Here is a 12917-nt window from a genome sequence, read left to right as displayed (position 1 = left end):
TTTTTTGTGACAGAGCTAAATGGTTTTACTAATAAATCCTCAGTTAAAGTAAAAAACTTTGCATGGTAATCAACCACTTCACCATAGTTTAGAAAAACAGCCTATTAAAAAGATGCCTCCTTCACCGAAAGCGTCCTTATCCACCTTCTATAAGGTTCTCTTCACCCGATCAAAACGCTCCTCTTTTCCAACAGGGGTGATGTCTACCTTTTCAGGCTTCTGTAGACTTTTTGATGAAGACGCCTCTACATTCTGGTACCCTTCAAGCATCAGTTTAAATGCAAGGATTGTCAGGGTTAGTAAAAAAACGGGGCAGATGGCGATCCACCAGTACGTTGTAAATAGAAAGCGAAAGTTGTTGCCGATGATCCCTGACCACTCATTGGAAAAGGACACGAAGATCATATTTTGAAAGAGGTCTTCTTTCATTGTTCCTCCTCCGAAAAAGATGCCCAGGATTCCGAGGTGTGCGAGAAGGATCAGGACCTGGATCATCTCCCTGAGAAAGATGACGACAAGCTGAGGCTTCAAAAACGGCAGGATATGTTTCATGAGAATATGCCGGCGATTCCCACCAAGTACCTGAACACTCTCCATAAACTCTTTCTTTAGAATCAGATTGACTTCTTTTGAAATCGTCAGCGAAGTGATGGGAACGGCAGCGAGAGTCAGGACGAGGATCTCGATTGCAACCCTGGCTCCAAAGCCATAGGTGAATTCGCTATCAGTACCGTTAAACTCTCCGTCTGAAAGCAGCACCCAATACAGCATCAGGTAAGCAATGAGCGTGACCGGATAGTAGTAAAATGCCTCAAGGAACGGACGGGTCCGTTCATTCAGCTTTGGCAGATAAAGCTCCGATAACGTTCCCCATACAGATGAGATCACAAAGCGTAAAGCCGCAATCAGGAACGCGACACCGAGCGTATACTTCGCCCCAATCAGGAGGATATGGAAGATGCTTTCAGCGAGATTATTTGTCCCGAATGGCGGATACTCCCACGGGGAATAAGGCGGGCTCTTCACACCATCTTCCGTAAAGCGGAGTTCTGCCACCGGGATATGATTATCGAAGAACCAACCGTATATCAAGCTCCCGATAAGCGTGAGGAAGATAAATAAAAAGCCGGTCATAAAGAGTTTATTTCTCCACAATGCGATCATCCTCCCACCACCTTCGTTTTCATCTTTTTGACCCATTCCTCCAGTAGAAAAAGCGGGATGAACATGAGGATGACACTCATGGTGGCAATTTCATACGAGGGATGATTGATGACAAACCAGGTGAGACCGTATGTATTAAAGAGAATTTCCAGCATGATCAGATTGGAGAGCATAAACGAAATGATCATCTTCGAATGGTTGATCAAACTCACCACGCTGTTGCGGAACACATGCCTCATCAATACTTGAATGCCGGTCAGTCCTTTCCCCGTTGCAAGCTCCACATAAGGCTTCATCAATTCCTCTTCGAATATGAGGATCAGCGTCCGGTACAGAAAAATCGTCGGCAGGATGCTGTACGTTAGGAGCGGAAGGGCATAAGGCCGTTCCGCTCCCCCCACCACCTCGAAGACCAATATTCCGGTCTTTTTAAATAAAAACACAAAGAACATCTGGGCCAAGACGATGACGAACACATCCGGGACCGACTCAAGGATCGTCGAACTCCGGATCAACAGCTTCCTTTTATTCAAGGAAAGCTGAAACGTAATCAGAATCAATAAAATGGCGAGGCCCAATGACAATAGAAAGCCGAGGAATAAAATCGTCAGTGTGTAAAAGTAAAAGCCAAAAAAATCAGGAAAGACATCATACTTCGCCTCATGCATGAACGACTCGGTCTGGAAGGTCATCGATGCCGGATGGGTGAGCGTGTAGATGAGGTGGGTGAAGTTCTTCCAAAAGGATGCGAGACTGAGATGGATGCCGTTTTGGAAGAGGCTGATGAAGGCTCCGAGGATGAGGATCGTCAGCATGATGGATAGAATGCGGATGGTGGTTTTCATTGTGGTCACTCCTTTTTATCTAAAAAAGGAGTCTGCTTATCACAAACCCCTATTACTGAAACTGCTCATGAAACCATGTGGTAATGGTGGCATTCAACTCCTGCTGCTTATTCATGAGACCATGATCCCCATCAGGAATGAGTTTATATGTCGTATGTTCATTTTCTTTTTTCAGACGATCATAGAAAATCTCGACGGTATGCGAATCAATATGCGTATCGGCATCTCCTTGTACCATCAGGACCGGTACATCTATTTTTTCAACCTGGATGGACTCTTCTTTTGTTTCCTCCGAGTGTTGATCATAGTCACCATATGCTTCCTGAAACATATCCAGAAAACCGATGTCTTTATCGCGATTGTCCAACAGCCACGGATAGACCACATCCAGTCCGACATAGGGACTTACGGCCACAACATCTGCAATATCGTCCCGCATGGTGGCAAGCTTCAGTCCGACTCCACCTCCAAGCGATGTTCCGGATACAAACACTTTTCCGGTGCTCTTTCTTGTCTCATTTTTTTCAAGATAGGCGGTTAAAGCATCGATGGCATGACTTGTGTCAAGAGTGGCTCCCTTCAATCCGGGAACAGTCCCATCGCTTTCTCCGTATCCTCTGTATAGGGGCACGAGATTGATCATGCCGGGGGTTGAGGTATAGAGAAGCATATTTTCATCAAAAGTCAACCCCATCATATCCTGTACATGGGACAGATCTTTTGACGCTGGAAAACCGCCGTGTAATGAAAGATTCACATGATAGGCACCTGCTTTTTTCGGTAACGTCACGTAAGCAACGGCTTGTTCCCCTTCGCTGAAATAGGTCATTTTATATGAAAGCAAAGAGGAATCCAGACCGTCCACTTGTATCGGATCAAATGATAATACATCATGTTTGGCCGCTTTCTCCTTCTCACCAGAACAAGAGGCCAAAAGCAGACACAAGATGAATAGAAATAGAGATTTTGTGAATTTCATATTATCCCCCTTTAGATACATATATCAGCTCAATCAAACTCCCCTATCCACACTCTGCTCCACCAAAACAAAATCACTCTCAGCCAACGCCCCTTCACCTATCATCGAAGAAGATTCAGCCCTACCTGCTCCCGCTTTCACCTCATCCTCCTCCAACAATCCTTCAAGTCCCCTCGCGATTCCCGTCAGGGCAAGGATCGTCAAGGCAAAGAAGCTCATCGGAATGATAAAGATCCACCAGGCGTTGGTCAATTCCACAAAGCTCATGGACATGATGCTTGCCCACTCCTGGACGAAAGGTTGTGGAGGATCACATGCCGGGCCGTAGCAAACATCAGTGCCTCCGAAGAACAAGTCGAAGAATCCGAGGTGTGCGATGATGAGGAGTACCTGGATCGTAATCTTCGGAAAAATGATGAAAAGTCGCAGCTTCAAATGAGGCAGGACATGCTTCCGGAACAGGAAGAACCGGCTCCCGCCAAGGACCCGTGCGCTGGTCACGAACTCTTTATTCAGAATCTCCCGGGTTTCATTGGATAATAGAATCGCTGTGGTCGGTGCCGTGATCAAAGCCAGGGTGATCGACTGCCAAACGACGCGTTCTGTAAAACTCGTTTCAAATCCCTGTGGAGTTTCCCACAGCAAGGGATAAAGAATATTGTAGGCAATGATCGATTGCGGGATGAAATAGAAGGACGTAAAGATCGACTGCGTCCACTTTTTCACACGAGATGTTGTAAATCCTCCCGCTACTCCGATGACAAAGGAAAGCATGAAGCTCAAGAGGGAGATGAGGATGGCAGCGCCAATCGTATACTGCGCCCCTTCCAACACTTTGTAAAACAGGTCGTCCCCTTCCCGGTCCGTCCCAAATGGAAAATCCGCTGAAGGCGGGAACGGCGCATCCCCGATGATCCTGCCCTCATCGTCATACTGAACGAACGTATTCGGGATTTCCCCGTCCGTCACATTAAAGATCAGGCTCCACCCGACCAGCACGACAATGAATAGGAAGCAGAAGGCAATGGTGATATGATGTCGATTCCAGGTTTTCATAGACTCATCTCCCTGCCTATTTTTTTGGAAATCACAAGCTGCATGATTTTTAATAGGAAGTACAACGGCACAAATAGCATGATCGAGGTGATGGCAAAGATGGCCGGTGTGTTATAGGAAAACAAGAACGATGTGACCCCGAATACATTGAATAAATACTCCAGGATCAATAGATTCGACAGCATCATCCAGACGATCTGTTTTCCGTGATACGTTAAACTGACCAGCACGTTCCGCATCATATGGATGAACATGATCCTGAATTTGCCGAGACCCTTCCCCTTCGCCAATTCCACATAAGGGAGTCCCTCTTCTTCCTGCAAAAAAGACACCATCGATCCGAGGAAAAAGAATGTCGGGAGGATCGAGAGCGTGATTGCCGGGAACAGGATGACCTGATTTTCCCCGAGTGAGGCGATATCGATGACGAGAATGCCGGTTTGTTTAAAGAACCAGATGACGAGCATCTGCAGGATCCCAATGATAAAAATATCAGGCAGCGATGCGAGATAAAACGAGACTCCTTCGATTCCTTTCCGGATCCTTTTCCCCACTGAAAAATAGAGGATCATCAGGAGGATCGAACTCACGAGGGCCATACCCAGCGCCAGGAAAAAGATTCGCGCACTGCTCATGAACGCTTTTAATAGGATCGGAAATAGTGGACGTTCGACACCCGAGACAGGGTTTGAATAGACAAGCTTATGAGGTTCTACCAACTCTTTGCATAACGTGAGGAACTCCTGACCATAGCTCACGAGGGAAAACGCCTGATGCTTGAAGAGGCCGGATGTTGCACTGACGAGGATGATTCCTAGTATGATAAGAACAGCTTCCAGACTGGATTTTTTCATTATGTACCCCTTTTATCTTTCTAATAATTACCAGTATACTAGAATTGAAAATTCTGTCAATTGATCATATCTGTGTCAGAATGGCTTATATAGCAGGGTTCCAGCTTTTATTTTCGAATTCAGAATCATCTTCTCATATATCCGAAAAGGGATTCATACAGTATTCAAATCAGGTCATAAATGGAAAACCATGAACCAGTGACTCTTTCAATGAAATGTTTACAAAATGACGAGATTCATCAATCATTTCGCTTCCTTATTGGGAAATTTCGATAAGTAAGTGATTACTCACTTTTTTATTGACTTTCTTTCAAAACGGAGTAATATTAGTTGTGAGTGATTACTCACTTTTATCAATAGGAGGTTCATACATTGAGCATTTTTAAAAACAAACTGGTACTTGCATCCCCTCTCATTGCACTGGCCATCATCTTTATTTTTTCCCTGACGCTGTTCCCCTCGGTTCAGCCTCAGCCGAAAAATCTACCGATTGCAATTGTGAATGAAGATGAAGGTGTTCAAGTACCGGATCAACCGAAGATGAATATGGGGGAAACCCTCGTTGAAAAGATTCAAACGATGTCCAATACGACAACGGATGAAGACCCTGCCGTTAAGTGGGTGAACGTGAAAAGTACTGAAGCCGTGCAAAAAGGATTAGACAATCAGGAATACTATGCTGCCCTTGTCATTCCGAAGGATTTCAGCGCGAAGCAGGCTTCCCTGCGCACACCGGATCCGACTTCTGCTGAAGTGAAGATCTTCATCAATCAAGGGATGAACACGATGGCCTCCACTGCTGCAGGTCAGATCTTGAATGGCGTCGTGGACAATATGAACAACGTGGTCCGCGAACAGATCCTGGATGGATTCGAGAAGCAAGGTGCGACTCTGACTCCGACACAAGTTTCAAGTATGATCACCCCCATTACTAAATCGGTGACGAACGTCAATGAAATCGGAACGAACAGTGCAAACGGGAATGCACCTGTTTCCTTATTCCAGCCACTTTGGATGGCAAGCATGGCAAGTGCCGCGATCATCTATCTCGCTGTCAGCAAATTACCGGTCGCCGGCCGTAAAGAAAAGCTTACCGCTAAATTCGTCCAAATCCTGATCGGAGCGGTTGTGGCCCTGATTGTAGGATTCGGCCTGACCTGGCTAGCGGACGGATTGATTGGATTCCATATCCCGGATGTGAGTGATACCGCCTTATTCCTAAGTCTGACATCGTTCAGTTTCTATCTTATGATTTCTGCGATCCTATCACTGATCGGGATTAAGGGCATGCCGCTCTTTGTACTCATGCTATTCTTCGGGGCTCCGCTTCTCGCCATGGCTCCTGAAATGATGTCTTCGTTTTACCGGGACTGGTTCTATTCCTGGCTGCCAATGAAATTCATGGTGCAAGGATTACGTGAACTCTTCTACTTCGGAGAGGACTTATCATGGAGCTCTTCAGTATCGACGCTTGTTTGGATCGGGGTTGGGGGAATGCTGGTCATTCTTGCGACTGCGTTCAAACCTCAAACGTCCGGCAATACAACATCAGTAATAGAAAATGGTCAGGGCGTATAGCCTCTGACCATTTTTTATGAACCACTGGAGTATTTATTGATATCGCTAATCTTATACGCTTCACCGATTTTCGTAGCGTGCTCAGTTAAATCTGGAGGCGTCATGCCTGATTTTCTTTCTAAATAAATGGCGATGCCTGAGACGAGGATGACGGGCACTAATATGAATAGGAAAACCATGTGTGACCTCTCCTTTCTTCTATCTCCCGGTTCGTTCTTTCTCTAGAAACTCGACTCTCTGTTTTAAAGAATCGATTTCTCTTCTCCATGATAGTTGCTTATTTCTTTTTGACGTTTTTAATAAAGAGGTTAGACCCCAGTATGCGATGAATAAACTTAGTCCTAAAATAAAGAGAACGATTACGATTCCAAATACGGTTTCTACAATAATGGCCATCCCTTTCTTTTTAACGAATCTACTCAAGTGTAGATGAATGGAGATGATTAGTGTTTTTCATTCCGTTTCAATTCATTTTCCAAATCCTCGCTGTACTTCGACCAAAACCCGATAGCGACCAAGGAGATGATGGTAAGTACAGGGACAGCGAGCGCAATCATTATTTTCAATGCTACCTCCCCCTATCAAGCTTCAGAATCTAAAACGCCACATAACACTTCCGACAATGCTGACCATTCATCTGCCTTTTATTCTTCGCACCGCAATGGGGACAAGTGATCGTGACCGACTGCTGGTCCATCCCCTTCCGATTGTGCATGTATTGAAACAGAGCTTTATTGGCTAAAAAGATTGTCCCGACGATGGCACATCCGATTGCCATTAGGATGATGATCAGGAATATTCCATCCATTACAATCCATTCCTTTCATAGTGTTCCTTACTTATTCATACGTAAAAGATGGTAAAAAGTTTCAATAAACAAACCGGCAGACGCCGCTGCCGGTTTCAAACGTTATGAAAAATCGTTCTGGTCTACATTCAGTTCAATCAGATTCCCATCCGGATCGGCACAGAAAATCTGGGCGAATCCGCTTTTCGAATAGGGTTTCTCCAAGGTTTCCACATCATTCTCCTTTAGCCACCGAAGCGTATCATGGTAGCTCTCTACTCTAAGGGCAAAGTGACCTTCACGGCTTGATAAATGCTTGTCCTGTCGGATCGTCTGAGAGGTTGGGTCCAAGATCAGATGAAGCTGCTGCCCTTCTATTTCGTACCATGCTCCGGGGAAACCGAAATCCGGCCTTTCGATTTCCTTCAGGCAAAGGGTCTTTCCGTAGAATTCTTTCGCTTTCTCAAGATCGGTCACGTTCAGGCTTACATGGTGGAGACTTTTGTATGTAATCAATTGGGGTCACCTCTTTCTTTTGTATTGTTTTATTGTACAGAAGAAAAAGCTATTGAGCTAACAATCTCGTTGAACCTTAAAGGAAATAATGCCCATACCGCCGAATAACATAGAGTACTTTAGAATCATTTAATCAGAGGAGAGAGCTCATGAACAACCATCACAATAAAAGAAGAGACGACCTGGATTGGATCAAGGTAATCGCCACAGTCTGTGTGTTCCTGTATCATTGCTCTATGTTTTTCAATCCATTTGACTGGCATGTCAAAAACAATGACATCGACTCGCCCGTAATCCTGGCTTTTTCCCTTTTGATAGGAAGCTGGATCATGCCGGTCTTCTTTGTCATCTCAGGGATCAGCTCACATTATTCGCTACAAAAGAGGAGCCTGGATACCTATCTGAAAGAACGGTTCATCCGTCTCGGGATTCCCCTTTTATTCGGTGTGTTTATCCTGTCCCCACCTCAGGTTTACATTGAGAGGATATACAATCATCAATTCACAGGCTCATTTCTCGATTTCATCCCCCACGCGTTTGAGGGTCTATATTTGGAAATCGGCGGAAAGGGGAACTTTGCATTCTTCGGATTGCATCTATGGTATTTGCTTGCACTCATTGTTTTCTCTCTTTTGACTGCGCACGCCTTTGTCAAAACGGATTCATTAAAAAGAGTTACTGTTTTACACCTCCTGTCCCTACAGGTAGTCATCATTCTCGTGTCGACATTCATTGAGACGATTCATCTCGGTGGTTGGGATTTGCTTGTATATCTATTATTCTTTCTCGCAGGGTTTTATGTGTTCAGCAACCATTCACTCCTCCCCCTATTGCATAAGACCTTTCGATATCATCTTTCGCTAGGGGTCGTCTCTGTCGTCATCTATACAATATGGTTCATGACAGGACTTCCATCAGAGAAGTCGCTCAGTGCATTACTATTTACCTGCTTCATGGTGATCGGCAGCTTCCATTTGATCCTGACGTTTTACACTTTGGCAAACCGCTATTTATCCTTTACCAATATGGTGCTTAGGTATTGCAGTGAAGCTTCCCTGCCGTTTTACATCCTGCACCAGCCCGTCATCGTGACCATAGGATTCCTTATCAGGGACCTCAGCTGGCCGATTCCGGTAAAAGTGGTCATCCTTGTAAGCGGATCATTCTTCATCATTGCCTTCACTTACCACGTACTCATCCGCCGGGTCTCCTTCCTGCGGATCCTATTCGGAATCAGAGGGAAGAAAAGGTCCATCCCTCAAACTCCGCCTGTTCATCCGGATATGCTTACTTAGGTAGGGACGGACCTCCCAAAGCACAACCTAAAGCCCCAAACCAAGGGGTTTCCCCCTTGGTTTGGGCTGCAAAAGAAGGTCCGTCCCTCACTTAATGCAGTGAGGAGCGGACCTCTGTTGTTTGTTTGGGTGTATGTTCTTTTTGTTCTTTTTGGTAGGTGGGAAAGGACATGATGACGGAAGTGCCTTTGCCGGGTTTGCTTAGGACTTTGATGGTGCCTTTCATGCCTTCGACGAGCTGGAAGACGGTCATCATGCCGAGGCCTGTTCCGTTCTTGCCTTTCATGGAGAAGTACGGTTCCCCGAGGCGCATGAGCTGCTCTTTCGTCATGCCGATTCCTGTGTCGTTGATGACGATGATCACTTTTCGTTCTTCAAGATAGCTGAAGATTCGTAGAGTCCCGCCTGATTCCATCGCCTCTAAGCCATTTTTCATGACATTGATGAGAATCTGCTGCAGCTTATTAGGGTCTCCCATGATGGAATGGTGATGCAGGATGTTCGCTTTCAAAATGATGCCCTTTTTGACGGCAAGGGGCATGATGATCTCCTTCGACCGATTAATCTCATCCCGAATCGCGATTTCCTCCTCAAGCTCTGGATGCGGTCTGGCGAAATTCAAGTATTGGTTGATGACTTCAGTCGCCCGGTCGATTTCACTGACGGCGACCTCAGAAAGTACTTTATTATTGGTAATATTGGATGGATCTTCATTGATCAGCTGCAGGAAACCCTTCACCGTAGTCAGCGGATTCCGCACTTCATGACTCATGCTGGCCGCAAGGTGACTGACCACTTGCATTTTCTCATATTTGATCGATTTCAATTGAAGGATGTGAATGGTCCGGATGATTTCACATAAGTAATACACAAAGAACGTGGACCCTGTCAGAACGGCTGAATAGATCGCGAATGAACTCGGCTTACCGAAATCAAAGATCATTGCAGGTATCCATAAGGAAAGAATGGAATAAACGAACGACACTGCCGTATACGAATACACCCTCACCCTCAATGCTTTTGTCATCAACTTCGGGCGCAAATATAGAATGACCATGGTGAATACAATCGCAATGATCGCCGTAATCGCCAATCCCTCGCCTAACATCGGAACACGGATGGCAATCATTGTGGCGGCAAGCCAAGGTAAGACCCGTGTACCTCCATAAATTCCTCCTAAGAGAAAAGGGATGAACCGCAAATCATACAGGAATCCATCCTCCAACTGAACGGACAGCCCTAGACTAAGAATCATAAGAAACGAACTGATCAAGTAAAGCGAAAGAGGTTTCATATGAACTTTATGTACTTTATTCCTGGATAGAAAATGAAAATTCAACAGCAAAATAACAATCAAAATGACAAGGAGATTAATCAGTAAACCGGTCAGTAACTCATAATGATTCATCGGCTTGGCATCCCCACTTTCCATTTTCAAAATTTAAACATCATTCCACACTCCTTATTATAACCGAATTTGCAAAATTGTGAATCATCATTAAAAAGTCCCATCTTTCAATTTTAAAAATGTCGATTATTGTGGATAAAGCAGGAAAAACCACCCTGAAATACCTACATGATAAAGTTCTTGTAGCAAAGTTACCACCTCAAAGTGTAAGGAGGGGAGATTGTCAATACGTATAACTTGGGAAAATTTCGAACCAGGGGGACAGGCACCCCGGCTCCAAATACAAAAGTCTGTGCCAAGGTACCTGTCCCCATGGCTTCCCACAAAAAAAAAGAACAACCCCACACGCTCAAAGGGCTGTTCCCTTGATTTTTAGTTTCATAGGGTTGGTCTGGTTATAGATATCCATGATCTTTCCGTTTTCGCTTCTGAAACACACGATGGCCAGTGGCTCTTCGTTGCGTTTTAGTAACACCCCATAACCGGTATTGATTTTTACGCTTACCATTTTGAGGTCCTTGTAACTACTATGTTGAACTTGTTTAGAAAGATAGGAGAATAATTGGGCAAAAGCTTTATAAGGAAGTGGTTTGCGTGCGATGGGTAGTTCCCCTCCGCCTTCAGCATAGTACGTGACGTCTTCTGACAGTAACTTTAGGAAGAGAGACGTCTCACCTGTTTCCAATGCTTTGATAAAAGCTTCGCTCAGGTCATTTTCCACTTCTGTTTCTTCTTCCCGCATTGATCCTTCCTGTACTTTCTGCCTCGCCCTGCTATAGATCTTCCTTACAGCCGGATTGGATTTATGAAGGATTTCCGCAATCTGTTCATAGGGATATTCGAATGCCGAACGTAAGATGTAGACCGCCCTTTCGACTGGTGAAAGGCGTTCCAAGAGGAACATGAACGAATAGGACAACGTACGTTTCGTGATCAACACATCCAAAGGATCATCGTTTACAGAAAGAGGTTCCGGCAGCCATGTCCCTACACATACTTCCCGTTTTCGGGTGCCTGACTTTAAGACATCAAGGCATCGATTGGTCACGCTTTTGCAAAGAAAAGCCTGGATGTTTTCCACCCTGTCAAAAGTGTCCAGACCTAGATTTCGGGTAAATACATCGTGAACCGCATCACGCGCATCGTTGATGTCACCGAGCATGTGATAGGCAATATGGGTTAGCAGATGCTTGTTCTCTTCATAGATGGCTTCTATCTCACTCATGTTAATCTCCCTATCTATTTTTTTACCAAACTGGCTGAATCCCACGTGGATTTTCGAATAAAGAGAGCCAGCCTGTTTCGGAGCACCATGCTGTACTTCCCTTTTTTCATCCACACTAACGCTTTGTTTTGCCCGAGGCTTACACAGTAAAATTCAACCGGAATACTCTTGTGGGTGAGTCTCTTCCCACTTCCAGTCATATCCTTCACCATGATCCTGCTTAATTTGCCCGATTGATAAACAGCTTCTTTGCACGTCATATGGTCTATTCTGCCTGTCTTCACATCTGTAACGAGTGCACAGTCCCCAATCGAGTAAACATTTTTCATTCCCTTCACATGGTAAGACTCATCCACCATGATCCTGCCCTTTTCTCGGCTCGCAGATAATACATTGGATTTCAAACCGGTCGTCCAGATACACACATCAACCGTTTCTGTTGTTCCATCTGAATAATAGAGCGTTTTTGCCTGATCATCATACTGATTAACCTTGACTCCATGGATCACATTCACACCCACCTTTGTGAGTTCTTCTTCCATGTGCGCCGATACCTTCTTAGGAGCTGAGCTCAACAATCGACGATCTGCGTTCACCAACGTAACCTTAGCATCCTTAAGCCAGCCTCCGATTTCCGCAGCTGTTTCAATCCCAGAAATACCGGCCCCCACAATGGCTATGTGAATCGATTTTCCGGACTTGATCCCCTCTTCAATTCTGAGCCTGATCAAATCGGCAGCCTTGCTCGTTTCAAGGGCAATCCCGCCTTGATCCTCCTGATGGCGAGATGAACTCCCCATCGCTAATACAAGTTGATCATATGAGATATTTTCCCTTTTCATTCCATCGCGTGTTACGACAATCGCCTGTTCCCTCTCTTTGATTTCTTCTACTTCTCCCTGCACAAACGAAATACCTTCTCCTATATAAGAAGTAAGGGGTATATGCAGATTGAAATCCTTATCTGAAATGCGTCTGAATAAAAGGACTTTCCTTAAATGGTATGGCTGCTTATCAATGAGCGTCATCCGTATGTCCTGACCCAGTCTATTTCCAAACCGCTTCTTTAAATGCTCCAGCGTATTAATACCCGCATATCCTCCGCCTACAATCACAATATGTTTCATCTTACATCCCTCCATATCTACTAATAGAACGATTCAGGGATACAAAATGTGACCAAACGGAAAAAAAAGATAAAAAAGACCAG

The 12917-nt window shown here is 44.9% G+C and carries 14 protein-coding genes; 2 read left to right on the top strand and 12 right to left on the bottom strand.

Translation table 11 applies throughout. From position 1 onward, the window contains the following. Positions 1-147: 147 nt before the first annotated feature. Genes ACIGG7_RS03265 through ACIGG7_RS03245 form a run of 5 tightly spaced genes read right to left on the bottom strand, consistent with a single transcriptional unit; the run spans position 148 to position 4898 of the window. Complete coding sequence (locus tag ACIGG7_RS03265) at positions 148-1164, bottom strand: ABC transporter permease subunit (RefSeq protein WP_397548795.1); 1017 nt, start codon at positions 1162-1164, stop codon at positions 148-150. After that, the gene (locus tag ACIGG7_RS03260; RefSeq protein WP_397548794.1) at positions 1161-2009 is read right to left on the bottom strand and encodes an ABC transporter permease subunit; all 849 of its coding nucleotides are present in this window, start codon (positions 2007-2009) and stop codon (positions 1161-1163) included. Before ACIGG7_RS03260 ends, ACIGG7_RS03265 begins: the two co-directional genes overlap by 4 nt. Positions 2010-2061: 52 nt before the next feature. After that, entirely contained in the window at positions 2062-2988 is a 927-nt protein-coding gene (locus tag ACIGG7_RS03255) for an alpha/beta hydrolase family protein (protein ID WP_397548793.1), read from the bottom strand. A 33-nt stretch (positions 2989-3021) separates the two neighbouring features. Then, positions 3022-4044, bottom strand: a complete 1023-nt coding sequence (locus tag ACIGG7_RS03250) for an ABC transporter permease (RefSeq protein ID WP_397548792.1) — start codon at positions 4042-4044, stop codon at positions 3022-3024. After that, entirely contained in the window at positions 4041-4898 is an 858-nt protein-coding gene (locus ACIGG7_RS03245; protein WP_397548791.1) for an ABC transporter permease subunit, read from the bottom strand. The genes ACIGG7_RS03250 and ACIGG7_RS03245 overlap by 4 nt, the downstream gene beginning before the upstream one ends. Before the next feature lie 378 nt (positions 4899-5276). On the opposite strand from ACIGG7_RS03245, the gene ACIGG7_RS03240 reads away from it, so the two are divergent. Continuing rightward, the gene (locus ACIGG7_RS03240; protein WP_397549087.1) at positions 5277-6476 is read left to right on the top strand and encodes a YhgE/Pip domain-containing protein; all 1200 of its coding nucleotides are present in this window, start codon (positions 5277-5279) and stop codon (positions 6474-6476) included. 14 nt (positions 6477-6490) lie between these two features. Here ACIGG7_RS03240 and ACIGG7_RS03235 read toward each other — a convergent pair whose 3' ends face one another. The 4 genes from ACIGG7_RS03235 to ACIGG7_RS03220 all read right to left on the bottom strand — a co-directional run bounded on the left by ACIGG7_RS03235 (position 6491) and on the right by ACIGG7_RS03220 (position 7779). Then, a complete protein-coding gene (locus ACIGG7_RS03235; RefSeq protein WP_224942552.1) occupies positions 6491-6655 on the bottom strand; it encodes a hypothetical protein in 165 nt (54 codons plus the stop codon). Positions 6656-6919: 264 nt separating this feature from the next. Then, the gene (locus ACIGG7_RS03230; RefSeq protein WP_263628194.1) at positions 6920-7042 is read right to left on the bottom strand and encodes a hypothetical protein; all 123 of its coding nucleotides are present in this window, start codon (positions 7040-7042) and stop codon (positions 6920-6922) included. Positions 7043-7071: 29 nt separating this feature from the next. After that, entirely contained in the window at positions 7072-7284 is a 213-nt protein-coding gene (locus ACIGG7_RS03225) for a hypothetical protein (RefSeq protein ID WP_397548790.1), read from the bottom strand. A 102-nt stretch (positions 7285-7386) separates the two neighbouring features. Then, positions 7387-7779 carry a VOC family protein gene (locus ACIGG7_RS03220; protein ID WP_397548789.1) on the bottom strand — a complete coding sequence of 131 codons (393 nt, stop codon included), beginning with the start codon at positions 7777-7779 and terminating at the stop codon, positions 7387-7389. Between the two features lie 149 nt (positions 7780-7928). Between ACIGG7_RS03220 and ACIGG7_RS03215 the strand changes: the two genes are divergently transcribed. Beyond that, positions 7929-9074, top strand: coding sequence for an acyltransferase family protein (locus tag ACIGG7_RS03215; protein WP_397548788.1), 1146 nt, complete (start codon positions 7929-7931; stop codon positions 9072-9074). A 91-nt stretch (positions 9075-9165) separates the two neighbouring features. On the opposite strand, the gene ACIGG7_RS03210 is transcribed toward ACIGG7_RS03215, so the two are convergent. The 3 genes from ACIGG7_RS03210 to ACIGG7_RS03200 form a co-directional block, all read right to left on the bottom strand. Then, positions 9166-10506 carry an ATP-binding protein gene (locus tag ACIGG7_RS03210; protein WP_397549086.1) on the bottom strand — a complete coding sequence of 447 codons (1341 nt, stop codon included), beginning with the start codon at positions 10504-10506 and terminating at the stop codon, positions 9166-9168. A gap of 325 nt (positions 10507-10831) precedes the next feature. Continuing rightward, the gene (locus ACIGG7_RS03205; RefSeq protein ID WP_397548787.1) at positions 10832-11707 is read right to left on the bottom strand and encodes a sigma-70 family RNA polymerase sigma factor; all 876 of its coding nucleotides are present in this window, start codon (positions 11705-11707) and stop codon (positions 10832-10834) included. 14 nt (positions 11708-11721) lie between these two features. Then, positions 11722-12834 carry an NAD(P)/FAD-dependent oxidoreductase gene (locus ACIGG7_RS03200; RefSeq protein ID WP_397548786.1) on the bottom strand — a complete coding sequence of 371 codons (1113 nt, stop codon included), beginning with the start codon at positions 12832-12834 and terminating at the stop codon, positions 11722-11724. Positions 12835-12917 lie beyond the last annotated feature (83 nt).

Origin of the sequence: Rossellomorea sp. NPDC077527, assembly GCF_044542955.1 — a bacterium.
Taxonomy (GTDB): domain Bacteria; phylum Bacillota; class Bacilli; order Bacillales; family Bacillaceae_B; genus Rossellomorea; species Rossellomorea aquimaris_E.
This window is presented reverse-complemented; position numbering and strand designations above follow the sequence as displayed.

Bases quoted from the DNA above. Each gene is read 5' to 3' on its own strand.
- ACIGG7_RS03225 (WP_397548790.1), bottom strand. From the start codon at position 7,284: ATGGATGGAATATTCCTGATCATCATCCTAATGGCAATCGGATGTGCC.
- ACIGG7_RS03235 (WP_224942552.1), bottom strand. From the start codon at position 6,655: ATGGTTTTCCTATTCATATTAGTGCCCGTCATCCTCGTCTCAGGCATC.
- ACIGG7_RS03245 (WP_397548791.1), bottom strand. From the start codon at position 4,898: ATGAAAAAATCCAGTCTGGAAGCTGTTCTTATCATACTAGGAATCATC.
- ACIGG7_RS03250 (WP_397548792.1), bottom strand. From the start codon at position 4,044: ATGAAAACCTGGAATCGACATCATATCACCATTGCCTTCTGCTTCCTA.
- ACIGG7_RS03265 (WP_397548795.1), bottom strand. From the start codon at position 1,164: ATGATCGCATTGTGGAGAAATAAACTCTTTATGACCGGCTTTTTATTT.
- ACIGG7_RS03200 (WP_397548786.1), bottom strand. From the start codon at position 12,834: ATGAAACATATTGTGATTGTAGGCGGAGGATATGCGGGTATTAATACG.
- ACIGG7_RS03255 (WP_397548793.1), bottom strand. From the start codon at position 2,988: ATGAAATTCACAAAATCTCTATTTCTATTCATCTTGTGTCTGCTTTTG.
- ACIGG7_RS03205 (WP_397548787.1), bottom strand. From the start codon at position 11,707: ATGAGTGAGATAGAAGCCATCTATGAAGAGAACAAGCATCTGCTAACC.
- ACIGG7_RS03215 (WP_397548788.1), top strand. From the start codon at position 7,929: ATGAACAACCATCACAATAAAAGAAGAGACGACCTGGATTGGATCAAG.
- ACIGG7_RS03210 (WP_397549086.1), bottom strand. From the start codon at position 10,506: ATGGAAAGTGGGGATGCCAAGCCGATGAATCATTATGAGTTACTGACC.
- ACIGG7_RS03260 (WP_397548794.1), bottom strand. From the start codon at position 2,009: ATGAAAACCACCATCCGCATTCTATCCATCATGCTGACGATCCTCATC.